Source organism: Deltaproteobacteria bacterium (assembly GCA_016875225.1).
Taxonomy (GTDB): domain Bacteria; phylum Myxococcota_A; class UBA9160; order SZUA-336; family SZUA-336; genus VGRW01.
The window spans coordinates 1-24,289 of the sequence record VGRW01000018.1; the positions used below are offsets into that span (position 1 = coordinate 1).

At 71.1% G+C, this 24,289-nt stretch carries 20 protein-coding genes and 1 tRNA gene; 6 read left to right on the plus strand and 15 right to left on the minus strand.

The features are described from left to right. Positions 1–2,605, plus strand: a 2,605-nt coding sequence (locus tag FJ108_06675) for an efflux RND transporter permease subunit (GenBank protein ID MBM4335583.1), incomplete at its 5' end; no start/stop codon positions are given. 3 nt (positions 2,606–2,608) lie between these two features. Further along, a complete protein-coding gene (locus FJ108_06680; protein ID MBM4335584.1) occupies positions 2,609–3,910 on the plus strand; it encodes an MFS transporter in 1,302 nt (433 codons plus the stop codon). Here the strand turns inward: FJ108_06680 and FJ108_06685 are convergent. The 3 genes from FJ108_06685 to FJ108_06695 all read right to left on the minus strand — a co-directional run bounded on the left by FJ108_06685 (position 3,907) and on the right by FJ108_06695 (position 6,315). Next, positions 3,907–4,608, minus strand: a complete 702-nt coding sequence (locus tag FJ108_06685) for a hypothetical protein (protein MBM4335585.1) — start codon at positions 4,606–4,608, stop codon at positions 3,907–3,909. The genes FJ108_06680 and FJ108_06685 overlap by 4 nt on opposite strands. 39 nt (positions 4,609–4,647) lie before the next feature. Further along, positions 4,648–5,550 carry a hypothetical protein gene (locus FJ108_06690; GenBank protein MBM4335586.1) on the minus strand — a complete coding sequence of 301 codons (903 nt, stop codon included), beginning with the start codon at positions 5,548–5,550 and terminating at the stop codon, positions 4,648–4,650. Positions 5,551–5,646: 96 nt separating this feature from the next. Beyond that, positions 5,647–6,315, minus strand: a complete 669-nt coding sequence (locus tag FJ108_06695; GenBank protein MBM4335587.1) for a glutathione S-transferase — start codon at positions 6,313–6,315, stop codon at positions 5,647–5,649. Positions 6,316–6,339: 24 nt separating this feature from the next. Between FJ108_06695 and FJ108_06700 the strand changes: the two genes are divergently transcribed. Together FJ108_06700 and FJ108_06705 are read left to right on the plus strand one after the other, a co-directional pair. After that, entirely contained in the window at positions 6,340–6,963 is a 624-nt protein-coding gene (locus FJ108_06700; protein ID MBM4335588.1) for a lysoplasmalogenase, read from the plus strand. After that, entirely contained in the window at positions 6,813–8,243 is a 1,431-nt protein-coding gene (locus FJ108_06705; protein MBM4335589.1) for a Gfo/Idh/MocA family oxidoreductase, read from the plus strand. The genes FJ108_06700 and FJ108_06705 overlap by 151 nt, the downstream gene beginning before the upstream one ends. Positions 8,244–8,247: 4 nt before the next feature. Here the strand turns inward: FJ108_06705 and FJ108_06710 are convergent, their stop codons facing one another. The 4 genes from FJ108_06710 to FJ108_06725 form a co-directional block, all read right to left on the minus strand. Continuing rightward, positions 8,248–10,050 carry an EAL domain-containing protein gene (locus tag FJ108_06710; protein MBM4335590.1) on the minus strand — a complete coding sequence of 601 codons (1,803 nt, stop codon included), beginning with the start codon at positions 10,048–10,050 and terminating at the stop codon, positions 8,248–8,250. Between the two features lie 100 nt (positions 10,051–10,150). After that, complete coding sequence (locus FJ108_06715) at positions 10,151–10,687, minus strand: adenine phosphoribosyltransferase (GenBank protein ID MBM4335591.1); 537 nt, start codon at positions 10,685–10,687, stop codon at positions 10,151–10,153. Next, entirely contained in the window at positions 10,684–11,418 is a 735-nt protein-coding gene (locus FJ108_06720) for a M23 family metallopeptidase (GenBank protein MBM4335592.1), read from the minus strand. Before FJ108_06720 ends, FJ108_06715 begins: the two co-directional genes overlap by 4 nt. A 22-nt stretch (positions 11,419–11,440) precedes the next feature. Next, on the minus strand, positions 11,441–12,055 hold the full coding sequence (locus tag FJ108_06725) for a DedA family protein (GenBank protein ID MBM4335593.1): 615 nt from the start codon (positions 12,053–12,055) through the stop codon (positions 11,441–11,443). 76 nt (positions 12,056–12,131) lie between these two features. Between FJ108_06725 and FJ108_06730 the strand changes: the two genes are divergently transcribed. After that, a tRNA-Pro gene (locus FJ108_06730) sits at positions 12,132–12,208 on the plus strand. On the opposite strand, the gene FJ108_06735 is transcribed toward FJ108_06730, so the two are convergent. Beyond that, positions 12,187–13,365 (minus strand): hypothetical protein, encoded by a 1,179-nt coding sequence (locus FJ108_06735; GenBank protein MBM4335594.1) that lies wholly within the window; start codon positions 13,363–13,365, stop codon positions 12,187–12,189. The two genes, FJ108_06730 and FJ108_06735, sit on opposite strands and share 22 nt — an antisense overlap. On the opposite strand from FJ108_06735, the gene FJ108_06740 reads away from it, so the two are divergent. Further along, positions 13,232–14,083 carry a glucose 1-dehydrogenase gene (locus FJ108_06740; GenBank protein MBM4335595.1) on the plus strand — a complete coding sequence of 284 codons (852 nt, stop codon included), beginning with the start codon at positions 13,232–13,234 and terminating at the stop codon, positions 14,081–14,083. The genes FJ108_06735 and FJ108_06740 overlap by 134 nt on opposite strands. A 238-nt stretch (positions 14,084–14,321) precedes the next feature. Here FJ108_06740 and FJ108_06745 read toward each other — a convergent pair whose 3' ends face one another. The 7 genes from FJ108_06745 to pheS all read right to left on the minus strand — a co-directional run bounded on the left by FJ108_06745 (position 14,322) and on the right by pheS (position 24,277). Beyond that, on the minus strand, positions 14,322–15,134 hold the full coding sequence (locus tag FJ108_06745; GenBank protein MBM4335596.1) for a peptidyl-prolyl cis-trans isomerase: 813 nt from the start codon (positions 15,132–15,134) through the stop codon (positions 14,322–14,324). Then, the gene (locus FJ108_06750; protein MBM4335597.1) at positions 15,019–17,283 is read right to left on the minus strand and encodes a carboxypeptidase regulatory-like domain-containing protein; all 2,265 of its coding nucleotides are present in this window, start codon (positions 17,281–17,283) and stop codon (positions 15,019–15,021) included. The genes FJ108_06745 and FJ108_06750 overlap by 116 nt, the downstream gene beginning before the upstream one ends. Beyond that, the gene (locus FJ108_06755) at positions 17,283–19,751 is read right to left on the minus strand and encodes a hypothetical protein (GenBank protein ID MBM4335598.1); all 2,469 of its coding nucleotides are present in this window, start codon (positions 19,749–19,751) and stop codon (positions 17,283–17,285) included. Before FJ108_06755 ends, FJ108_06750 begins: the two co-directional genes overlap by 1 nt. A 393-nt stretch (positions 19,752–20,144) precedes the next feature. Continuing rightward, positions 20,145–20,510 (minus strand): MerR family transcriptional regulator, encoded by a 366-nt coding sequence (locus FJ108_06760; protein MBM4335599.1) that lies wholly within the window; start codon positions 20,508–20,510, stop codon positions 20,145–20,147. Positions 20,511–20,540: 30 nt separating this feature from the next. Further along, positions 20,541–20,858 carry an integration host factor subunit alpha gene (locus tag FJ108_06765; GenBank protein MBM4335600.1) on the minus strand — a complete coding sequence of 106 codons (318 nt, stop codon included), beginning with the start codon at positions 20,856–20,858 and terminating at the stop codon, positions 20,541–20,543. A 24-nt stretch (positions 20,859–20,882) separates the two neighbouring features. Continuing rightward, complete coding sequence (locus tag FJ108_06770; GenBank protein MBM4335601.1) at positions 20,883–23,288, minus strand: phenylalanine--tRNA ligase subunit beta; 2,406 nt, start codon at positions 23,286–23,288, stop codon at positions 20,883–20,885. Then, positions 23,285–24,277 carry a phenylalanine--tRNA ligase subunit alpha gene (gene pheS, locus FJ108_06775; GenBank protein MBM4335602.1) on the minus strand — a complete coding sequence of 331 codons (993 nt, stop codon included), beginning with the start codon at positions 24,275–24,277 and terminating at the stop codon, positions 23,285–23,287. The genes FJ108_06770 and pheS overlap by 4 nt, the downstream gene beginning before the upstream one ends. Positions 24,278–24,289 lie beyond the last annotated feature (12 nt).

Consider the following 24,289-nt stretch of genomic DNA (forward strand, 5'->3'; position numbering starts at 1 on the left):
GCGCGCCTCGACGGAGCTCTTCGGCCGGCGCGAGCGCGCGATCCGGATCTGGGTCGACGGCGAGGCGCTGCGCGCGCGCGGCATGTCCGTGATGGACCTGATGCTGGCCGTGCAGCGCGAGCACATCGACGTGCCGGGTGGCCGAGTCGAGGGCCACGCGCTGGAGTACTCGCTAAAGACCGAGGCCGAGTTCCAGAACGTGGACGAGCTCAGCAACCTGGTCGTGGCCGACATCGCGGGCGCGCCGGTCCGGCTCGGCGACGTGGCGCGCGTGGAGGACGGCGCCGAGGACGCGCGCCACATGGCGCGCTTCAACGGTGGCACCGGCGGCGGCATCGGCATTCTGAAGCAGTCCCGCGCGAACACGGTCGAGATCGCCGACCGAACCCACGACCGCGTGGACGAGCTGCGCAAGTTCCTTCCCGCCGGAATGACCCTGCCCGACCGCGAGAGCGTGATCGACTTCTCGACCGCGATCCGCGAGTCGGTCGCCGAGACGCAGTTCGCGCTGGTCTTCGGCGCGGTCCTGGCGGCGCTCACGGTGCTGCTGTTCCTGCGCCGCGTCCGGCCCACGCTCGTGATCGCGACCTCGATCCCCCTCTCGCTGATCGCCGCGTTCGGCGCGATCTGGCTCTTCGGGTTCACGATCAACACGATGACGCTGCTCGCGCTGGCGCTCGCCGTCGGCGTCGTGATCGACGACGCGATCATCGTGCTCGAGAACATCGAGCGGCGCCGCGAGCTCGGCGAACCGCCCTACGAGGCGGCCTCGAAGGGCGCCAGCCAGATCGCCTTCGCCGCCACCGCGGCGACGCTCTCGATCGCGGTCGTGTTCCTCCCGGTCGTGTTCGTGCGCGGGATCGTCGGCAGCTTTCTGAAGGAGTTCGGGCTGACGGTCGCCGCGTCGGTCATGTTCTCGCTCTTCGTCGCGCTCACCCTGATCCCGATGCTGGCGGCGCGAATGCCGCCGCCCGCGGTTCGCGAGCACGGCGGCTTCTACCACCGCCTCGAGATCGCGTTCGTCTGGCTCGAGACGAACTACAAGGTCTTGCTCGAGTGGGCGCTCGGCCACCGCGCGACGGTGCTGGGCATTGCCCTGGCCTCGTTCGTATTCGCGCTCTTGCTCGGCTCGCGCCTGGGCGCCGAGTTCTTCCCGCCCTCCGACGAGGGCCGGCTCTTCGTGATGATGGACACGCCGCCGGGCACCGCGCTGGAGGGAACCCTGGAGCGGGTCAAGAAGGCGGAGCAGTACATGCTCGCTCAGCCCGAGATCAAGGGACTGTTCGCGGGTGTCGGCGTCTCCGGGCCCGACGGCCCCGGCAACGTGACGAACGGCGTGATGGTCGCGATCCTGCGCCCGCAGCACGAACGCAAGAAGCACGCGCTCCAGCTGATGCGCGAGGCGCGCGAGGCGCTCGGCACGATTCCCGGGCTCGAAGCGCGCGTCTTCGACATGTCGTCGATGATGGGCGGCGGCGGCCGCGGGGAGCTGGAGTTCGCGATCCGAGGCAATCTCGAGATCGACGAGCTCGATCGGCTCTCCGACCAGTTCATGGCGAAGCTCGCCGAGCGCAAGGGCTTCGTCGACATCTCCAAGAGCCTGAAGGTCGGGCTGCCGGAGATCCGCGTGATCCCGGACCGCGAGAAGTGCGCCGCGCTCGGCGTCGATGCGCGCACGCTGTCCCAGATCGTCCAGGCGGGAATCGGCGGGCTCGACATCGCGAAGTTCAAGTCGGGCGGACATCGCTACGACGTGCGGATCCGGCTCGAGGAGGCCTTCCGCTCCGACCCGGAGGCCGTGGGCGCGCTCTTCGTGCGCACCAAGGACGGCGGAGTGGTCGAGCTGCGCAACATCGCCCGGATCGAGACGGGCGCCGCGCCCTCGACGATCAGCCGCGACCAGCGCCAGCGCAGCGTGATCGTCGCGGCGAATCTCGAGGAGCTGCCCGCCGGCGAGGCGATCGCGATCGTGAACGAGATCGCCTCCGAGATCCTGCCCGAGGGCGCGACGCTTCGCTTCGGCGGCAGCGCAGAGGCGTTCCTCGAGAGCCTGCGCCAGTTCGGCCTCGCGATCGGGCTCGCGATCCTGATCATCTACATGGTGCTGGCTGCACAGTTCGAGAGCCTGCTGCACCCGTTCACCGTGATGCTCGCGCTTCCGCTTGCGATGGTCGGCGCGCTCGGCGGCCTCTGGGTGATGGGCATGACGATCAATCTGTTCAGCGTGATCGGGATCATCCTTCTGATGGGCCTGGTGACGAAGAACTCGATCCTGCTCGTGGACTACGCGAACGAGCTTCGCGCGGAGGGAATGGAGACGCTCGAGGCGATGCGGAAGGCCGCGCCCGTGCGCATGCGACCGGTGCTGATGACGGGCATCTCGATGATCTTCGGCGTGCTTCCCGCGGCGATCGGATTCGGCCCGGGCTCGGAGAGCCGCGCGCCGATGGCGGTCGCGACCGGGGCGGGGATGTTCTCGTCGATGCTGCTCACGCTTCTGATCGTGCCGGTCTTCTACGTCACGCTCGACGACGCGGTGCTCTGGCTTCGCGCCAGGCTCCGGCGCGGGAAAGCCGCGCCCGGCCCGATCGCACATGCGCGCTGAGCCTTGAACGTCCTGCGGCGGCCGGTCCTGGGGGAGCTCGCGCTCTCGGGCTATCGACGCGAGCGTCTGACCGACGCCTGCTTCACCGTCGGCCCTGCGCTGATGGAGGGCGGCTTCATCGGCGTGATCGCCGACAAGCTCTTTCACGTGCACCCCGCCGTGCTCGCGCTGGTGACTGCCGCGCCGATGTTCGGAAACCTGTCGAGCGCGTTCTGGGCGCGACTCGCGCACGGCCGCCGTCGGGTTCCGTTCACCACCGCGCTGATGGCGGCCTTCTCGGCCTGCGTCGCGTTGGTCGCGCTCGTGCCCGAGGCCGCCGTGGGCGCGGGACTGCTGGTCGCGGCGCTGATCGCAGCGCGGCTGCTCCTGGGCGGGATCGTGACGGCGCGGAGCATCGTCTGGACGCTGAACTACCCGCGCGAGGGCCGGGGCCGCGTGACCGCGCGACTCCACGCGATCTCGACCCTGTCCACCGCGGCCACCGCCTGGCTCGGCTCGCAGGTACTGGATCAGAGCCCCGAGAGCTTCCGGATCGTCTACGCCGCGGGCGCGTGTCTCGCGGCCGCAGGTGCCTTCGCGTTCTCGCGCGTGCCGCTCTCGGGCGAGACCGAGCACCTCTCACAGGAGCGCCTGCGCGCGAGCAGCCCGGCCGGGATCCCGAGCGGGCTCTCGATCCTGCGCGACGACCGGCACTACCTGCAGTTCCTCACCTGGCAGATGGTGCTCGGGATCGCGAACATGATGATCGAGGCGCCGCTTCTGTATCTCGTCTCGCGCGAGATGGGCGCGAGCTACTCTGCGGCGATCGGAATCACGATGGTGATTCCGTTCGCGCTCTCGGTGCTGACGATTCCGTTCTGGGCGGTGTATCTCGACCGCGTTCACGTCGCCGCGTTCCGCGCCCTGCACTCCTGGACGTTCGGCCTTTCTCAGCTGCTGCTCTGGATCGGCGCGCTGCAGCAGTCGCTGTTCATGATCGGCCTTGCGCGCGTGGTGATGGGCGCCGCGCGAAGCGGCGGCGGGCTGGCCTGGAACATCGGCCACAACGACTTCGCGCCGAGCGAGCGGGCGGGCGCGTACATGGGCGTGCACGTCACGCTGACCGGGATCCGCGGCGCGTTCGCGCCGTTCCTGGGAATGGCGCTCTATCTGGGCTGGTCGGCCCGGCCGATTCCGGGCACCGGACTCACGCTTCCGGCCTGGTCGGGCCTGGGCGACCTCTTGATGCTGATCTCCGCGCTCATGTCGGGCCTCTCGGCGCTCGGCTTCCGGCGCCTCAGGCAGAGGATCGACCGGAGCCGCTAGCTCTTCGGCGCGGCGTCCGTCTCGGGCGCCGCGAGGATGACCTCGAGCGTGCGCAGCCGTTCGAGCTCGACGCGCTGGGCGCGCGCCTCGTCCTTCTTCAGCTCGAGCTCGCCGCGCAGGATCACGTAGGCCTTGTCGAGCGTCTCCCAGCGGCCCTTGTACTTCGTGACGTCGCGCCGTGCGCTCTCGAGCTCGGTCTCGAGCTTTGCTCGGCGGGTCTCTGCGTCGGAGGCATGTCGCCGCAGACCTTCGAGCTCGGCATCGTCGCCCGGCGGCACGAGCTCGGCCGCGCGCGCCTGCTCGCGCGCGAGCTCGGCGCCGAGCCGCTCCGCGTCGGCGTGCAGCCGGACGATCTCGTCGCGCGCCGCGCGGGCGTCTCCCCGCTCGGCCTGCAGCTCCGCCTCGAGCGCGCGGATTCGCGCGGGCAGCGTCTTCTCCTCCTCGAGCGACTCGCCCGCGCGCTTCTTCAGCTTCTCGTGCTTCTTGCGCAGCTCCGCCAGCTCCTCGCCGCGCGCGCGAAGCTCACCGCGCGCCTGCTCGAGCCGCTTCTCGATCGCCTCGCGCTCGCTGCGCACGGCCTCGAGCTCCGCCCGCGCGGCGCCGACCGCGGCCTCGGAGGCGCGCAGGCGCTGGAACAGGAGCGCGCTCGCCGCCGCCGCGAGCGCGAAGCCGAGCCAGCCGAGAATCGCAGGATCCATATGCGTATCTCTACCACGAGCGCGCGCCCGCGGTCGTGGTCAATGCAGGAGTGTGGAGTCCAGACGAGCGAGCCAGACCGGGTTCGCGCTCTCGCGCGCGCGGAGCTCCGTTTCGAGCGACAGCGCCGCCGCAGAGAAGCCCAACCCGTCGAGCTCGAGAAGCGTCCGGCCGATCGCCTCCGGGGTCGCTCCCGGCGCCCGCAGCTGGCTGCGGAGCTCGAGCGCCCGGACCAGCCGGGACGCGAGCGAGTGCGAGATCGGAAGCTCGAGCGTCTGCCGCTCTCGCTCACCCTCCCCTTCGATCGAGAGCCGAAGCAGCCGCGGCCGCCCCGGCAGCCGATCCGGCACGAGCTCGAGCAGCCCGACCCGCACGCGCCCGCGCGCGTCGCTGGTCCGGGTCTGCGGCGCGGTCGCGTCGAGCGTCAGCACCAGCTTCGCCCCCGCCAGGGGGCGGAGCTCGCGCCTCACCTCGCGATCGAGCTCCTCGGTCTCGCGCGAGACCTCTTTCCGGCGCACGCGCGACTCCGACTCCACGTTCAGCAGCGGGTTCATCGCCGAGAACGTGAAGCCGGCGAACGCGTCCAGGCTCGCGTCGGGCAGGATGCCGAAACCGACCAGGTCGACCACGCGAAGCACCAGAAGCACGGGCACGCAGACCGTCCCGAGCGGCACCTCCCAGAGCTCGTAGCCGGACTTGTACGGCGTGGACTCCTCGATTCGAATCCGTGTGCGGAGCTTTCGCACGACGGCGGTCTCGTCCGCGAGAAGTGCGAGCTCGACCTCGGGGGTCGCGAGCGGCACGGACTGCGGCTCGACGACCGTCTCCGCGTGCACGACGTCGCGCTCGGAGGTCCGGTAGGCGTCGCCCGTGTAGCGCACGTGGTTCGCGCACGCGGGGAGCAGCACGGTGCTCGCAAGCACCGCGAGCAGGCGTCGCGGCATGGGGGGGCTCCGTGCGCGGGGGGAGCGCTGCCCTACTTCTCGACGCTGCGCGTCGCGAAATTTAGGCGCGCAGATCGCGCGCAGATCGCGCCGGAATCAGACCAGCAGCTTCGCGCCGGCCTTCTCGCGCTCCTCGGCGCGCGCCTCGGATTCCACCGTCGCCGGGACCGCCCGCCCCCGCTGCACGGCCGGGCGCGCGGCGATCCGCTCCACCCAGCCCGCGAGCGCCGGCAGGTCGGCGATCTCGACGCCCGACCAGGCGTGGATCGAGACCCAGGGCCAGGTGGCGATGTCGGCGATCGAGTACTCGCCCGCCAGGTACTCGTGATCGCGCAGCCGCGCGTCGAGCACCGTGTAGAGACGCCGGGTCTCCTTCTGGTAGCGCTCGATCGCGTACGGGATCTTCTCGGGCGCGTAGCGGAAGAACACGTTCGCCTGGCCCTGCATCGGGCCCACGCCGCCCATCTGGAACATCAGCCACTGCAGCGCGACCGAGCGCGCCTTGGGCTCGGCCGGCAGCAGGCGGCCGGTCTTCTCGGCCAGGTAGAGCAGGATCGCGCCGGACTCGAAGACCGCGAAGTCCGAGTTCGCGCGATCGACGATCACGGGGATCCGGCCGTTGGGGTTCAGCGCCAGGAACCAGGGCTCCTTCTGCTCCAGCTTCTCGAGCCGGATCGCGTGCACGCGGTACGGCAGGCCGAGCTCCTCGAGCGCGATCGAGACCTTCCATCCGTTCGGGGTCGCGGCGGTGTAGAGATCGATCACGGGACCTCCTGCTAGAGTGCGCCGGTGTTCTTCGCCATCGCGATGTCCGGCTGCGTAGCGGTGCTCCTGGTTGCAGAGTACCGCGCATGGCGCGTCGGCGTCTGGCTCGCCAAGCCGGCCGCCGCGCTCTGCTTCGTCGCCGCGGCGCTCTCCTTCGGCGCGCTCGAGACGAGCTACGGCCGGATCGTGCTCGCGGGCCTGGTGCTCTCGCTCTGTGGAGACGTGCTGCTGATCCCGAAGGGCCGACCGCGCGTCTTCCAGGCCGGCATCGCCGCCTTCGGGCTCGGGCACGTCGCCTATCTGGCCGCGTTCGCGCTGCGCTTCGAGAGCCCCGGGCGAGCGGCGATCTGCGCCGGCCTCGCGTCGCTCGCGCTTCGCGGTCTGCTGGACTGGCTGCGGCCGCACGTTCCGGCCGAGATGAAGCTTGCGGTGTACGGGTACGTGGCGGTGATCTCGGCCATGCTGGTGGCGGCGGCCGGCGCGTCGCCGTCGTCCGCGTGGATATTCGCGGGCGCCGCGATGTTCTACCTCTCGGACCTCGCGGTCGCGCGCGACCGCTTCGTCTCGAGTTCCTTCGCCAATCGCGCCTGGGGTCTGCCGCTGTACTTCGCGGCGCAGCTCGTGCTCGCGAGCACGGTGCGCCCGTGAGCCGGATCGACGTCGCGCTGATCGGAGCGGGAAATCGCGGCCGCGCGGTCTTCGGCGCCTACGCGCTGCGGCATCCCGAGCGGATGCGGATCGTCGCGCTCGCCGAGCCCCGCGGGGATCGGCGGCTGGCGACCGCCGCGGAGCACGGGCTCGCGCCGGAACGGGTCTTCACGGACTGGCGCGGGCTGCTGCGGGCGCGCCCGGACGCCCACGCCGCCATCGTCGCCACCGGCGACACCGAGCACGTCGAGCCGGCGCTCGCCGCGATCGCGGCCGGCTACCACCTGCTGCTCGAGAAGCCGATCGCGCCGCAGCCCGCCGACTGCCTGCGCGTCACCGAGGCGGCCGAGCGCGCGGGCCGGATCCTGCAGATCGGCCACGTGCTCCGCTACACCGAGTTCTACGCCCGCGTGCACGAGATCGTCGCGAGCGGGCGGCTCGGCCGCGTGGCCATGATCGACGTGCGCGAGCACGTCGCCTACTGGCACATGGCGCACTCCTACGTGCGCGGGAAGTTCCGCAACCGCGCGCTCGCCGCGCCGTTTCTGCTCGCGAAGAGCTGTCACGATCTGGACCTGCTCGCCTGGCTCGCCGAGGGCCGCGCGACGCGGCTCGCCTCGTTCGGATCGCTGGGAATCTACCGGCCCGAGCTCGCCCCGCCGGGCGCCGCCGCGCGCTGCGGCAGCGCATGCTCCGTGCAGGCCAGCTGCCCCTGGGACGCCGCGCGCTTCTACCTGGGCCCGGACGAGCGACTCGCGAGGCACTGGCCGTGGACCGATCTCTGCGCGGACCCGACGCGTGCGGCGCGCGAGTCGGCGCTCGCGACGAGCGACTACGGGCGCTGCGTGTTCCGCTGCGACAACGACGTCGCGGACCATCAGGTCGTCGCCGTGGAGTTCGACGCCGGCCTCACCGCGACGCTGGGCGTACACGGAACGGCGTCGGAGGAGCGGCGCACGGTTCGCATCTCGGGCAGCGCGGGCGAGCTCCGCGGCGTGCTCCAGACCGGCGTGATCGAGGTCTCGCGCCACGGCTCGCTCGGGCGCGAGGAGATCCGGATCGAGAGCTCCGCGTTCGGGCACTCCGGCGGCGATCAGGGGCTGCTCGACCACTTCTGCGAGGTGGTCGCGATCGGCGCGCCAGATCGCGTGCGCGCGAGCGGCCGGGTCGCACTCGAGAGCCACCTGCTCGGCTTCGCCGCCGAGCGCGCGCGCGCCGAGCGCAGGGTGATCGAGATGGAGCCGTTCCGGGACGAGGTGCGCCGGAGCGCCGGGCTCTGATCGCTCAGTCCGGAAGCTCGCCGCCGTCGGCCCAGGTGGCCGCGAACTCCTCGGCGGGCACCGGGCGGCCGAACAGGTAGCCCTGCATCCGCGAGCAGCCGAGCTCGGCGAGGAAGTCCCGCTCGTCGCTGGTCTCCACGCCCTCCGCCACGACGTCGAGCCCGAGCTCGCCTGCGACCGCGAGCACCGCGCGCGTGATCGCCGCGCGCCGCGGCTCGCGCGCGATGTCGCGCACGAAGGCCTGGTCGATCTTGAGCCGGTTCGCGGGGAACTGCGCGAGCACCGAGAGGCTCGAGTAGCCGGTGCCGAAGTCGTCGATCGCGAGCCCGATCCCCATCCGGCGCAGGCAGAGCAGCGAGCGCAGCGTCTGCTGCACGTCGTCGACGAGCGCGTTCTCCGTGACCTCCATCTCGAGCCGATCGGGGCGAAGGCCGGTGTCGCGAAGCGCGGAGGCGACCTGAGCCTCGAACTCCGGGCCGCGGAACTGCCGGCGCGACACGTTCACGGCCATCGTGAAGTCGCCCAGCCCCGCCCGCTCCCAGCGCCGCTTCTGCTCGCACGCCTCGCGAAGCACCCACTCGCCGATCGAGACGATCACGCCGTTGCCCTCCGCGATCGGGATGAAGTCGCCGGGCGAGATCATGCCGTGCTCGGGATGGATCCAGCGCACCAGCGCCTCGCAGCCGATCAGCTCGCGCTTCTGGACGTCGATCTGCGGCTGGTAGAATAGGACGAACTCGTGCCGCTCGAGCGCGTCGCGCAGCAGGACCTCGAGCCGCATGCCCTCGAGCGACCCGGCCTTCATCTCGGAGGAGTAGAACTGGACCTGGCCGCGGCCCTGCTCCTTCACGCGGTGCAGCGCGACGTCGGCGCTGCGCAGCACGGCGTCCGGAGTGTCGCCGTCGTCGGGAAAGACCGAGACCCCGATGCTCGGCGTGACGTAGACCGGGCCGCTCTCGCCGTCGTGCGGTCGGGCGACGCTCTCCTGGATCTTTCGCGCCACCACCGTCGCGCCCTCGCGGCTCGAGAGACTCGTGAGCAGCACGGCGAAGTCGTCGGCTCCGAGCCGGGCCACGATGTCGCTGCCGCGAACGCACGCGCGCACGCGCTCGGCCACCGATTCGAGCAGCCGATCGCCCGCGTCGTGGCCGAGGTTCTCGTTCACGCGCTCGAAGTGGTCGAGGTTGATCGACAGCACCGCGAGCTTCTGCCCGTAGCGCCGCGCGTAGCCGAGCGTGCGGCGCACGGCTTCGCGGAAGTAGCCGCGGTTGGCGAGCCCGGTGAGCCCGTCGTGGGTCTCGAGATAGCGCTTGCGCCGCTCGGAGTCGGCGGCGGCCTCGGCGGAGCGCTGCAGCGCTTCGACGCTGCGGCCGAACGCCTGCTTTCCGCGCTCGAGCATTCCCGCGAGCTCCAGCTGCATCCGCCGCGAGCGACGCGCCTCGATCAGGCCCTTCACCCGCGCGACCGCGATGCGCTCGTGCACCGGCGCGATCAGCGCGTCGTCGGCGCCGAACTCCAGACAGCCCGCGAGCTCGTCCTGCTCCGCCGCGGTCGCGATCACGACGAGCGGCACTCCGTCCAGCGCGGCTTCTGCGCGAAGTCGCGCGCAGCGCGCGGCGCCGCCGCCCGCGCCCGGCTCGATGCAGAGCAGCACGACGTCGGCCGCGACCGCGGCCGCGCCGGCCGCGGCCTCCTGGGACCAGACGGAGGCCTGCACCTCGAGGCCGGCCGCGCGCAGGGCCGGCGCGAGCGAGCGGGCGCTGCCGCGGGAATCGTCGAGGATCAGGACTCGGGCTTCGGCGGCCATCCTGCAGAGAACTTCGGCGAATCGCGTTTGCCGATGTAGGCTGCGCGCGAGCTGCGCGCACGCGAAGGCGCAGCTTCCGCGCGGCGGCGCGCGACGCGGCTCAGAAGTGGAGCAGCGCCTCGACGGGGATCGCCTCGAGCGCCTTGCGGCCCGCGAGGAAGTCGAGCTCGATCAGGAAACTCGCCCCGACCACGACGCCGCCGAGGTCGCGCACCAGACGCGCAGACGCCGCGGCCGTGCCGCCGGTGGCGATCACGTCGTCGATCAGGAGCACGCGCTGGCCCGGGGCGATCGAGTCGCGCTGCATCTCGATCGTCGCCTCGCCGTACTCGAGCGCGTACGAGGTGCGAAGCGTCTCGCCGGGGAGCTTGCCCTCCTTGCGCGCCACCGCGAAGCCCGCGCCGAGCGCGAGCGCGACCGGCGCCGCGAAGATGAACCCGCGCGACTCGATACCGACGACGACATCCACCTTGCGCTCGAGGAACGGCGCCGCGAGCAGCTCGCAGGTGAGCCGCAGCCCCTCGGGATCGCGGAGCAGCGGGGTGATGTCCTTGAACAGGATTCCCGGCCGCGGAAAATCGGGGACGTCGCGGATCAGCGCCGCGATCTTGCGCCGGGGGCCCGAGAGCAGCGTCATCGCAGCAGCTCCATCGGATCACGCGGGGATCCGTCGCTTCGGATCTCGAAGTGCAGATGCGCAACCGACGCATTTCCGGTCTTGCCGACCTCGGCGATCGCGTCGCCTTTCTCCACGAACTGCCCGACGCGCACCAGCATCTTGCGGTTGTGCGCGTACACCGAGGAGTAGCGGTCCGCGTGCTTGATGATGATCAGGTTGCCGTAGCCCGACAGCGAATTGTCCGCGTGGATCACGCGGCCCGACTCCGCCGCGCGGACGATCGTGCCGGCGGGCGCCTTGATGTCGAGCCCGTCGTGGTGCGCCCCGCGCCGCAGCCCGTACTCGCTGATCACGATTCCGTGCACCGGCCAGGCGAACTCGGCCTTGCCCGAGCTGCGGCCGCGCGGGTCGCGCGACGCGAATGTGCCGGCATCGACCGGCCGGCGCGACGCGGGCGCGGCCGATCCGGTCGGAACCACGAGCCGCGTGCCGACCGGAATGCTGTGCACGTCCCGGATGCCGTTCGCCGTGACGATCGCGTCCACGCTCGAGCCGTAGCGCTTCGAGATCCGGTAGATCGTCTCGCCCTTCGCGACCACGTGGACCGCGCTCGGGGCCGCGGCTCGCGCCGGCGCCTCGGAGGGAAGCCGGCCGGAGTGCTTGCGCGCGCCCGAGGGCGCGCTGCTCGGCTTCGGCCCCGCGGGTGTGCCGCAGGCCACGAGCCCGATCAGCGCCAAGCCCGCAGTCACGAGCCCGAGCTTGCGCAGCGGCTCACCCAGAGCTCCGCACCTCTCTACGGCGCTGGTACGTGACGTACCCGATCACGAGCACCGCGATCCCCCCCAGCAGCCACAGAGTGACCTTCTGGAGCATCGGCCGCCAGAGGTCCTCGTTCGCGCCGACCCAGTAGCCGATCGCGACCAGCACCGCGCTCCACAGCCCCGCGCCCAGACCGGTGTAGAGCGCGAAGCGCGCCAGGTTCATGCGCGCGAATCCGGCCGGCAGCGAGATCAGCTGTCGGATCACCGGAATCAGCCTGCCCACGAAGGTGGTGATCTCGCCGTGGCGCGCGAAGAAGAGATCCGCCGAGTCGAGCTTGTCGGGCCCAACGAAGAACCAGCCCGCGATCCGCTCGACGGCCGGCCGGCCCAGGTACAGCGCCAGCACGTAGTTGACCAGCGCGCCGATCAGGCTGCCGGCGATCCCGGCCAGCGTGGCCAGGAACGGGTCCATGCGCCCCTGCGCCGCGAGATAGCCCGCCGGGATCATCGCGACCTCGCTGGGGAACGGGATGAACGACGACTCGATCGTCATCATCACGACGATGCCCGTGTAGCCCCAGTCGTGCACCGTCGCGAGCACCCAGTCGATCGCCCCCGTCAGGATCTCCGTCACGCGCCTCTCCCGCCCGGCCGTCCCCGCTTATCATCGGACGAAGGCCCGCTATACTCCCGCCGCCTGTCGGGGCGTAGCGCAGTTTGGTAGCGCGTCTGAATGGGGTTCAGAAGGTCCCCGGTTCAAATCCGGGCGCCCCGACCAGTGAGGAAGTCCGCGGGGAGCGGCGCGCGGATCTCCACCTCGGCGCTGTTTGGTGCGAGACGAAGGCGCAGGGCGGCGGCGTGCAGCTGGACGCGATCGGCGCTCGTGGCCGCGCCTTCGCTCCGGTCGGGGCCGTACAGGTCGTCGCCTGCGATCGGCGAGCCCGAGGCAGCGAGGTGCACGCGGAGCTGGTGCGTGCGGCCGGTGAGCGGGCGGCACTCGACGAGTGCGCGCTCGCCGCCGAGCGAGACGACACGGAAATGCGTCTCGCTGTCACGGGTGTCTGAGGCGGGCTGGGCGCGCAGCTCGAAGCGGTAGCGGCGGCCGGTCTTCGTCGGGCCGAGCGGGCCGCGCACGGTCCACTCGTCGCGCTCGGGCGGGGGCGAGACCCAGGCGAGGTAGGTCTTCTCGACGCGGCGGTCCTGCAGCGCGCGGCCCAGGTAGGCGGCGCGCTTCGAATCGCGGGCGAGCAGAAGCACGCCGCTCGTCTGGCGGTCGAGTCGGTGCGCGGCGCGAAGCTCGCGGCAGCCGAGGCGTACCGCGAGCACACGCTCGAGCGACTGGAGCTGGCTTGCGCGCGTGCCCTGCACCGGCAGCCAGGCGGGCTTGTTCACGGCCACGACGCCATCGCGGTCGAGCAGGACGCAGTCCTCGGGCAACGGCACGAGCTCGGGCTCCCAATCGAAGGCGTACACGGCGACGTGTGAGCCCGCGCGGACCTCACGCGGCGGGGCGTTCGGGTCGACCGGGCGGCGGTCGAGCCAGATGCCGCCGTGTCGGAGCACGCGCGCGAGGGACTCGGCGTCGAGCCGAGCGCGCGCGGCGAGCTCCGTCACGAACTCGCTCCACGGGGTTCGCGCCAGCACCACCCAGCGCGTCGCGCGCACGGGAGGATCGAAGCGGCTCGCGCTCTCCGAGCCGGGGGGACGCGCGCTCGCCATCCGCGCGAGGCTTGCAGATCCGCGCACCTGCGTCGAGCGCGGATTTGACCGCCGCGCGAGCCGGAGCGTACAAAGGCGGCCGATGGCAGAACGCGCCCCGGGCAAGCTCGCGCTCGACGGACGCGTGGCGATCATCACCGGGGGCGCGAGCGGGATCGGCGCGCGCACCGCGCGGCTCTTCGTCGAGAACGGCGCGCGCGTCGTGATCGGCGACATGCAGGAGGAGCTCGGCCGCGCGGTCGCCGCCGAGCTCGGCGGCGCGGCGCTGTTCCAGCGCACCGAGGTCAGCCGAGAGGACGACGTTCGCGCGCTGGTCGCGCGCGCCGAGCAGGCCTTCGGCCGGCTCGACTGCATTTTCAACAACGCCGGCTTCGGCGGCGCGCTCGGTCCGATCGCGGACACGCCCGTCGAGGAATTCGACCTGACCTTCGCGGTGCTCGTGCGAGGCGTGTTCCTGGGCATGAAGCACGCCTCGCCGCTGATCGCCCGCCAGGGCGGCAGCGTGATCAACACCGCGAGCGTCGCGGCGCTCGTGGCCGGCTACTCGCCCCACGCCTATGCTGCGGCCAAGGCCGCGGTGATCCAGCTCTCGCGTTCGGTCGCGCTCGAGCTCGCGCCCAAGCGCGTGCGCGTGAACTGCATCTGCCCGGGGTTCATCGCCACGCCGCTCGCGCTGAACACCGTCGGCCGGCGGCAGACCGATCTCTCGCGCGCGGCGGAGAGCGCGGGCATGGCGAGCGCGCAGCCGATCCCGCGCGCGGGCGAGCCCGAGGACATCGCGCAGATGGCGCTCTTTCTCGCCAGCGACGCCTCGAGCTTCGTAACCGCGCAGCACTTCGTCGTCGACGGCGGCATCAGCGCGGGCCGCGCCTGGCCGGATCAGCCGGAATGGCTGCGCGCGCACCGGCCGCTGCGCGTCTACCGCCCGAGCTAGACGCGCGGCCGCAGCGCCGCGCCATGGTGGCCGCGCGGATCGCGGCCTATGATGGGCGCCCGAATTCGACGAGGGGACGTGAGATGGCGAAGAAGGCGACGAAGAAGAAGACCGCGAAGCGCGCAGCGACCGCGAAGACGACGCCGGCCGCGCGCGCGAAGTCACCCAAGGCGGAAGCTGTTGCGCAGGACCCGATCGCGGCCGCGCTGCAGCGCCGCCGCATGGCGATGCTCTCGCGCTAGTGGTCGGGACCGGACACCGGCTTCGACGCGTCGGGCGCCGGCGTCGTATTCGCGAGCGCCGATCCTTCGATCTCGATTTGTGCCTCGTTCCTCAGTCGGGCGATCTCGGCGCGAAAGTCGGCCTGAGCGCGGAGCATGCGAAGGCTCTGCTCGACGCGAGGTCGCACCGCTTCGAAGGGAAGCGGCTCCGCCGTGTGACTCTCTTCCAGCTCGACGAGCCACCAGCGCCCGTCCCGCATCAGCACCACGCGCTGTCCGGCGGCGGCGAGAGTCAGAGCCTCCGGCATCACGGTCGTCGGAAGCCCATCGACGGGCGCCGGGCCAATCCTGTCCGACCCCTCGGCGGCGATGCGACCGTCGACTCCGAGCCGACGGTCTTCGGCGCGAGCATCGGACTCGCTCGCGAACGCCTGCCGCCGGAGCGACACCTGGGGCGCCACGTAACGCACGCGCGTCTTCTCGTAGTGAGCGCGCAGCTCGTCCTCGCCCAGCTCGAGCGAGTCGCGCATCGACGCAAAGAGCGCGTCGCGCAGCTTCTCCTCGTCGCGAACGGAGAGGGGCCCCGAGGCCGCACCCGCGGACAGGCCACGGCGAGTCGCCTCACCGGCGGTCAGGTGCCGAGCCACGGCCGCGTCGACACGTCCGAGCGCGGCGGCCGGCGTGTGCGCCGCGCCCTGCACGGGCTCGGCGATCTCAATCGGCTCGCCATTCACCCGGGCTACGACCTCGAGCTCCGGCCGCTGCGGCTCCGAGGAGCCGCAGCCAGCCGCAAGCGCAGCCGCGACGAGAAACGCGAGGTGTCGCAGCATCACTCCTCCCCTCCGTGCCAACGTAGCCGAGACACCCGGACCTGCCGAATTTGGTGTCGAAGGCGATCGAGGAATCCGCGTCTTCGATCGTGTACGAGAGCGGGAAGTAGCCGGTCTTCGAGACCGCGACCGAGAACGGACCGACGGGGATGCCGTCGATCGCGAACGCGCCGTCCGCGCCCGAGAGCGCGGTGAGCGTCGCGGCGGCCGAGGTCACCCGCACCTGCGCGCCGGCGAGCGGCTGCCCGCCCGCGACCTGCGTGACCACGCCCTCGAGATGGCTGCTCGCGGCTCCGGACCCGGTCGGCGTCACCGAGGGGCTTCCCGTCGACCAGCGCAGCAGCGCGTGGTCGGTCTCGATGATCTCCCCGAGCCCCGCGACGTCGGTCCCGGACGCGGGCAGGAAGCCCGACAGGGGCACCGTGACCGCGTACGGGCCGGTCGGGATCGCGGTCTGGTACCGGCCGTCGCTCGCCGTGGTGATCGCGATCGGCTCCGCGCCATCGGGAGCAACCGTGATCGTCGCACCGCCGAGCGGTGCGCCCGTGACCGCATCGGTGATCCGCCCGCGCAGCGTCGCGATCGGAAGCGCCGTCGACGTGACGCTCGTGACGAGCACTTCCTGCGCCCCGCCGTAGCGCTGGTACACGACACGGATGTCGTTCAGACCCGGGGCGAGCGGGATGTGGTCGAGCTGCGCGATGCCCGCGGTGAGCGTTCGGCCCCTGAAGGACGTGAGCTGCCGCCCGCCCACGTATAGCGCCTGGAACGCCAGCGTCTCGAGCGCCTCGAGCCGCAAGCTCGTCTCGAGCGCGGCGACGCTGCTGCCCGCCTCGGGGTCCAGGATGCGCAGCGCGGAGTCGCTGCGCGTCAGGTCGAGCGGCACCACGGCGGAATTGCCTGCGCGATCGCGCAGCACGAGGTAGATCTCGTTCAGACCCGGATCGAGCGCGAAGTCGGCGAACTCGAACGCGTGGATGTAGCGCAGCGTGTCTCCGAAGATCCCCGGTACGACCGAGAGAATCGGGATCGTGTACGCGTCTCGAAAGTCCACCTGCGACACGAGCTCGAGCGACGCGGGCTCCGACACGACGCCCTGGATCGTCGCCGCCGAGGCAAGCAGGGTCCGACCGGAGCCCGGCGCCATCGAGATCACCCGCGGCGGCGTCGTGTCGCGCGTGATGCTCACGCTCGCGCGCTGGCCGAACGGGTACGCGATCGCGGAGACCGTGTTCGAGCCCTCGTTGAGCGGCACGTCGGCGGTGAAGGTCTGCAGGTCCTCTCCGCGCACGGCGGGTCGGCCGTTCAGGGTGACGAACGGCGTGCCGAGCGGCGCGCGGACACTCACCGGGACCGAAGTCGTGTTCACGAGCGCACCGTCGAACGGCTGCACGATCGCGATCGGCTCGCGAGACGCGACGCGGTAGAACGTGAACGAGAAGCTCGAGGTTTCGCCTGCACTCTCGAGCTCGAGCGTGAACGTGTTCGGGCCGAGTGCGAGCGACAGAGCGAAGGCGGCCGGCGCGAGCCCGGCGGGGAAGCTGCGCCCGTCGGGTACACCGTTCACCGAGACCACCGTCGTCGCGGCTGCGAAATTCAGGTCGATCGAGAGGCTCTGCGATAGCACCGCCTGGCCGTCGAGGACACCGACCAGCGCCGCTGTGGGCGCGTTCGGGTCGACGTCGAAGACGAGCGTCGTCCCTTCGTACCAACCCGCTGCGTCGCGCGCGTACACGATCAGCGCGTTCTCACCCTCGAGAAGCGGCAGGTCCGGGATCACGAAGTGCCCGTCGACGACCGGCGCCGATCCCGACAGGACCTCCGGGCCGGACCGGCCGTCCATGAGGGACCAGTCGAGCGTGTGAAAAACGTTTCCGGGCAGGTTGCGCGGGTCGGACGGGTGCGTGGAAAAATCCGCGACGTTGCCCGTGATCGTGGTCGACGTCCCGCCGAGGAGCGAGCCCTCTAGCGGCGCCGTGAACTGCACCTGGGGTCGCGTGGCGTCTACCAGCAGGTCGAGATCGTCGATCGCGGCGCCTGCGCCCGCGTGGAAGCTGAACGGGCCCGCGTTGTCGGAGCGGGCCGCTGACGCTGCGCCGAGCAGCGCGATCGCAAGGGCCAACGCGAGTCTCGGCACGCGCGGCTTCATCAGCTCTCGCCCTCTGGCAAGAGCAGGAAGTACCTCGCGAAGAAGCGCGGCTCGAAGTCGAGCGGCAGAATCTGAAGGACCGTCGCCGGGTCGAGCTCGAGCGGGAGCTCCTCGATCGGCCGGAGCTCCTGCGTAGGCTCCGTCTCGAACTCTACGACCTCGGGAATCGTGACGGTGCCGGCCTCCTCGGCGAACACGTAGAGGTACACCTGTCCGCTCTGGCCGACGACGATCCGGTCGACTGGGGGGGAGAACTGCTCCGGGGCGAGGCTTCGCTCGGAGAGAAGCCTGCGGAAGGCGGCGAAGCCGTCCGCGACGGACGCTCCGTACCCGATGCCGAATCGCCCCGGGTCGTAGAGCACCAGCCGCAGCAGCGGCGCGAGGGCGTCGTCGCGGTTCACGATCGCGGTGTCGCTGCCAACGCCACCCTCGAGATCGACGGCTTGCGCGACCAGCGGGTTGTCGCCGAGCGAAAGGGGAACGTTGCGCGCGACAAAGCCGCCCGTTTCGTCAACGGTCGCGGTCACACCGTTCACGTCCACCGCGGCCGCAGGCTCGTCCACGAAGCCCGATACGTCCGCCGCCGCCTGGCGCAGGCGCATGCCATTGCGCGGGTGCAGGATGAAGATGGCCGGCGGCTTCTCGTAGCGGACGGTGACGGAGTCGGTCGCAGTCTCCGAACCGCGGCGCGCCGTCGCGACGAGCAGGTTGTCGCCCTCGGCCAGCACGACCACCGGGGCTACGAATCCGTCGGGGCTCGACTCGGCGGCGACCCCGCCGACCGCCACGCTCGCGTTCGGGTCGCTGAGCGAGCCACTCACCGAGAGGAAGGGAGTCGACACGCGCGCCCCGTCGGGGGGTGACCGGATCGCGATCGCGAGCGGCGGCGCAGCGGTCTGGAGCGTCACGACGAGCGACGCGAAGCCGGTGTTGCCCGCGGCGTCGGTGGCTTCCACCGCGATCGGATTCAGTCCGGATTGCAGGTCGATCGCGCGCGTGAACGAGTTCGCCGGAAGTGCGGAGCTGCCCGCGATCGACAGCGCAGTGATCGGACTCGCGTCGAGCACCGTGCCCGCGACGACCTGAGGCGTGCTCGAGAAGACCGCGCCGTTCGCCGGCGCCGCGATCGTGACGCCGGGCGGGATGGTGTCGAGCGTGACCGAGACCGAGGCCGAGTCGGAGCCGCCAATGTTCGTGGCAGTGGCGAATACCGCGTTCGCGCCCTCCTCGAGCGGGACGCTCGCGCTGAAGCTTGCGCCGGTCACCGCGGCGGCGACACCGTTCACGTTCACGACGAGCGGCGCAGTGCCGGAGACGGTTCCCGTGACCGCGATCGGACTCTGACCTGTGAGGAGCCCGGTGGCAGGCGCGTCGATCGCGATCGTGGGTGGGGTCGCGCGCGTGACGGAGATGGCTGCCGACCCGGTGTTTCCTGCCGCGTCGGTGGCGGTGGCGGTGATCGGGTTCTCGCCGACCACGAGCGCCAACGTCATCGTATACGCCCCGTCGGTCAGCGTTGCCGCCGTACCGTTCACGGTGAAGCTCGAAATCGCACTCGCGTCAGCAACCGTGCCCGTCACGTTCACCGAGCTGGCGCCTGTGCCCCCCCCGTCCGCGGGGGCACTGAGAATCACGACAGGCGGCGTCGTGTCCAGGGTGACCGAAACGGCAGTCGAGGCGAACCCCGACGAGTTCGTGGCGTTCGCGCTCAGCGTGTTCGCCCCCTCCGTGAGAGGGACGCTCGCGCTGTACGAGCTCCCGGTCACCGTCGCCGAGACGCCGTTCACGGTCACCGAGACCGGTGCGGTTCCTGTGAGCGTGCCCGAGACCGCGATGGGGGTTCCGGCTGTGAGCAGCCCGTCCGCGGGGGAGCTGATCGCGATCGTCGGCGCCTGGCCATTCGGTGGCTGAGTCGCGAGGAGCCCGACCTTCGCCGAGCCCGCAGGGCCGGGCGTGCTCTGGATACGAACGCCGAAGAGCCAGCCCTGGTTTGCTGCGCTCGTGAGCTGGCTGACCGTGACTCCCGGGCCGATGATCCGAAAACTCGCGCTCTGCACCGCGCCGCCCGCGCTGCCATTGCAGCCGAAGCGCAGGCCCCAGTCCCAATTCCCGACCGGGTTCATCACATTGCCGCCGCCGACCTTCCAGACCTTGTTCGCGTTGAAGCTCGACTGCGTCACGATGCCCGACGGGTCGGAGATGACCATCAGAGGAACGAGCGCCTCATTCGCCACGTTCCCGAACAGGCCGAGGAGGTCACCCTGCCCGGCCGGAATCGAAACCACCACGTCGACGCCCACGTTTCCTGGCGCGTCGCTCAGGCTCAGGGTGACGGGGACCGAGTCACCAGCGATCGGCGTGCCGAACGTATACTCGACGGCGACTGCTGGCCTCGGAGACAGCGCACCAAGCGCCAGCAGCAAGTAGAGCCAGAGCCGCGGCAGTGGAAATACTTCTGGGTGACTCATGCAGGCGCGGGGTACGCTATCCCGAGACGCGGCAGTGCGGGAAGGAATATCTTCACCAACGAGGGGGTTTCTGAGATGCGGTCAGTCGTTCTGATCACGTGCTTTTTCGCGATGCCCAGAGTCGTCGACGCCGCGTGCTGCCAGCTCGTGAAGGTCGAGGCGGAACCGAGTCTGACTCGAGTCCGGGTCTGCGATTCGGCCGAAGGCGCGGACTGCGCGCAGCCTCGCTACGAGGGCGACGTCGCTTTCGGCGCTCCGGTATCGATCTGCACGAGCGCGGCGAGTGTCACCTACCGTGAGCTCGAGCCCACGTCGGCCGCATTCGGGGCCGAAATCACTGCCCGCTGCGACGAGTCGACCGACGTCGAACTCTGACCGCGCGCCCTGCTGGATCTAGGCGGACGCGACGAGTTTGCGCAGCTCGAGCAGGCGCTGGCGCAGGAGCGCGGCGCCCTCGGGCGTCGGCTCGGCGGCGCCCGCCTTGTGGCCGCGCTGCAGCTCGAGCAGGCGCTTGCGCGCGCCCTCGATCGTGAAGCGCTCGGCGTAGAGCAGGTGCTTCACCACCAGGATGGTCTCGAGGTCCTTGCGCCGGTACATGCGCTGCTTGGAGCGCGACTTCGGCGGGACCATGGTCTTGAACTCGGTCTCCCAGAAGCGCAGCACGTACGGCTCCACGCCCACGAGCTTCGAGACCTCGCCGATCCGGAAATAGGTCTTGTCGGGAATCCTGGCGAGCTGGTCCTGGATCGCGTCGATCATCGAATCACCCCCCGAGCGGATTCTAGCGAGCTATTCGTCGTCGTCCTCGTCCGATCCGGTCTCGAGCACGCCCCCTTCGTTCAGGGCGTTCTTCAGCACCAGGCTCGGCTTGAAGGTGAGCACGCGACGCGCCTCGAGCTGGATCTCTTCGCCGGTCTGCGGGTTGCGGCCCTTGCGCGCGTTCTTCTCGCGCACGATGAAGTTGCCGAAGCCCGAGAACTTCACCTTCTCACCGCCGACGAGCGCGTCCTTGATCACGTCGAAGACGGTCTCGACCAGCTCCGCGGATTCCTTCTTGGAGAAGCCCACGCGCTCGTAGATGGTCTCGACGATGTCGGCCTTGGTCATTCTCTGCCCTCCCCCGATTGCATCCTATCGAAGCTCCGCGCCGAATCGCTGGCCGAGCATCTCGACCACGCGCTCGGTCGCCTTGGCGACTTCCGTGTCCAGAAGCGTCCGGTCCGGACGCTGGAACACCAGTCGAAACGCCACGCTGACCTTCCCCGCGGGAATCCCCACGCCATCGTATCGGTCGAAGATCTCCGCGGATACAAGCGAATTCCCTGCCGTCTTGCGGATCGCGTCGAGCACGTCGCCGGCCGGCTGCGAGGCGCTGAACAGGACCGCGAGGTCGCGGCGGACCGCCGGATAGAGCGAGACCTCGCGGACCTGCGCCACCGCCGGACGGGATTCGAGCAGCGCCGCGAGATCGACCTCGAGCACCGCACAGGGCGGGCTGATCTCGAAGCGGCTCGCGACCTCCGGGTGAAGCTCGCCGAGCCGGCACAGGACGCGCGACCCGCGCCGCAGCTCGCCCGACGCGCCCGGGTGTAGCCAGGGGGCCTCCGAGCGGGAGTGAAAGACCGCGCTGATGCCGAGCTCGGCGAAGAGCGCCTCCGCGATGCCCTTCGCGTCGAAGAACACCGGCGCGGGGGTGACCGACTCCCAGAGGGACGCGCGCTCGCCGCGCGTCAGCAGCGCGGCCGCGCGCAGCGGCTCTTCGGGAAGCTCCCCGGGGCCGCGGGCGAGGAACACGCGCGCGACCTCGAAGATCCGCACCGAGCCGACCTGTCGCGAGAGGTTGCGGCGCGCCGTGCGCAGCAGCCCGGGCAGAAGCGACGGGCAGAGCAGCGAGCCCATGCCCTGCATGGGGTTCGCGAGCCGGACCGCGCGCCGCAGCTCGTGGTCCGGCGGCAGGCGCAGCGAGTCGAGCTCCTCGGGGAGCACTGCGGGAAGCAGACGGATCTCCGAGAGGCCGACCGCCTTCAGCGCGTCGCGCGCGCGATCGGCGAGCACGAGCGACGCCGGCTTCGAGACCGGCTCGAGCGTTGCGCGCGGCAGCGTCGGCTCGATCGCGTCGTAGCCATGGATGCGCGCGATCTCCTCGATCAGGTCCTGCGCGATCGCGAGGTCGTTTCGCCAGCTCGGCACCGCGCAGCGGAGCAGACCGTTTGCGTCGAGCCGCGCCTGCACGCCGACGCGCGAGAGCAGCGCGACGATCTGCTCGGCCGAGAGCTCGAGGCCGAGCAGGCGATTGGGATGGGCCGGGTCGAGCGCGATCTCGACCACACCCCTCGCGCCGGAGCCGCGCGCCTCGACGCGGCCGCGGGCGACGCTGCCGCCCGCGAGCTCGGCGAGAAGTCGCGCGGCTCGGTCGGCCGCGCGGGCGATCCCCTCGGCATCGACGCCGCGCTCGAAGCGGTACGAAGCCTCGCTGCGCAGCCCCAGTCGCTTCGAGGTGCGGCGCACGCGCGCGGGCGCGAACACCGCGCTCTCGATCAGCACGTCGCGCGTGGTGGCGCGGACCTCCGTCTCGGCGCCGCCCATCACGCCGGCGATCGCGACCCCGCGCTCGGCGTCGGCGATCACCAGATCTTCGGGCACGAGCGCACGCGTCTCGCCGTCGAGCGTCGCGATCTTCTCGCCGGCGTGCGCGCGGCGCACTCGGACCTCGCCGCCGCGCAGCGTCTCCAGGTCGAACGCGTGCAGGGGCTGGCCGTACTCGAGCAGGACGAAGTTCGTGACGTCGACGACCACGTTGATCGCGCGCATTCCCGCGGCCTCGAGCCGCGCGGCCAGCCACGCGGGCGACGGCCCGACGCGCACTCCGTGCACCACGCGGGCGACGTAGGCGGGGCAGCCCTCCGCGTCCTCGATCGAGATCCGCACGTCCTTCGCGGCGTCCCGCTCGCCCTCGACCGGCTCCGACGGCGGCATTCGCAGCGGCCCGCCGAAGAGCGCGCTCACCTCGCGCGCCATGCCGAGCATCGAGACCCAGTCGCCGCGGTTGGGGGTGATCTCGACGTCGAGGATCGTCTCGCCGACCGCGAGCACGTCGGGCAGCGCCGCGCCGACCGCCGCGCCCGGATCGAGCACGAGGATGCCGCCGGCGTCGTCGCCGAGCCCGAGCTCGCGCGACGAGCAGATCATGCCCTCCGACACCTCTCCGCGGATCTTGGACTTCTTGAGCTTGGTCCCGTCGGGAAGCGTCACCCCCGGAACCGCGACCGCGACCTTCTGGCCCGCCGCGACGTTTGGCGCCCCACACACGATGGTGGCGGGCGCGGCCACACCCAGATCGACGCTGCAGACCGAGAGCCGCTCCGCGTTCGGATGCGGCCGGCGCTCGAGCACGTGCCCGACGCGGATCGCGGACAGGTCCGGCCCGGTGCGCAGGACCTCTTCGATCTCGAGCCCCGCGAGCGTGAGCCGCTCCTCGAGCTCCGCTTGCGGCGGCAGGTCGACGAAGCTCGCAAGCCAGTCGAGCGAGACCTTCATCCGATCTGCTCCAGCACCCGCACGTCGCCTTCGAACATGAGATGGATGTTGGGAATGCCGAAGCGCTGCATCGCGGTGCGGTCGATCGTCATGCCGAACGCGAAGCCCTGGTACTTCCGCGCGTCGATCCCGCAGTTCTCGAGCACGCCCGGATGGATCATCCCGCAGCCGCCCCACTCGAGCCAGCCGTCGCGCCAGGAGAAATCGAACTCCGCCGAGGGCTCGGTGAAGGGAAAGAAGTGCGCGCGGAAGCGCAGCCGAACGTCCGGCCCCATCAGGTGGCGCGCGAACGCGTAGAGCACGCCCTTCATGTCGCCGAAGCTCACGCGCTCGTCGACCATGAAGCCCTCGATCTGGTGGAAGAACGGCGAGTGCGTGGCGTCGTGATCGACGCGGAAGACGCGACCCGGCGCGATGAAGCGGAACGGCGGCGTGCGGCCGGTCATCGCGCGGATCTGCACCGGAGACGTGTGCGTGCGCAGCACGTTACCGCCCTCGACGAAGAACGTGTCCTGGCTGTCGCGGGACGGGTGGTCGGCCGCGATCCGCAGCGCGTCGAAGTTGTTCCACTCGGTCTCGACCTCGGGCCCCTCTTCGATCGAGAAGCCGAGTCCGCGGAAGAACTCCGCCATCTCGCGCTCGATCGACGTGACCGGGTGCAGGTGGCCGCGCGGCGGGCGCAGCCCCGGCAGCGTCACGTCGAGCGCGTGCTCGCGAAGCGACTGCTCGGCCTGCTCCCGCTCCAGCACCTGCTGGCGCTCGGCGGCGAGCGCCTCGACGCGCGCGGCGGCGCGGTTCAGCGCCTCGCCGGCCCCGGCGCGAGCGTCTGGCGCGAGCTCGCCGATGCCGCGCAGCAGCGCGGAAAGCGAGCCCTTGCGGCCGAGGTAGCGCGCGCGAACCTCGCGCAGGTCCTGCAGCGACGAGGCGCGCGAGATCGCCTCGCCCGCCTCGCGCTCGAGCTGCTCGAGCTGCCCGGTGCCGCTGGCCATCCGGGTCGGCCC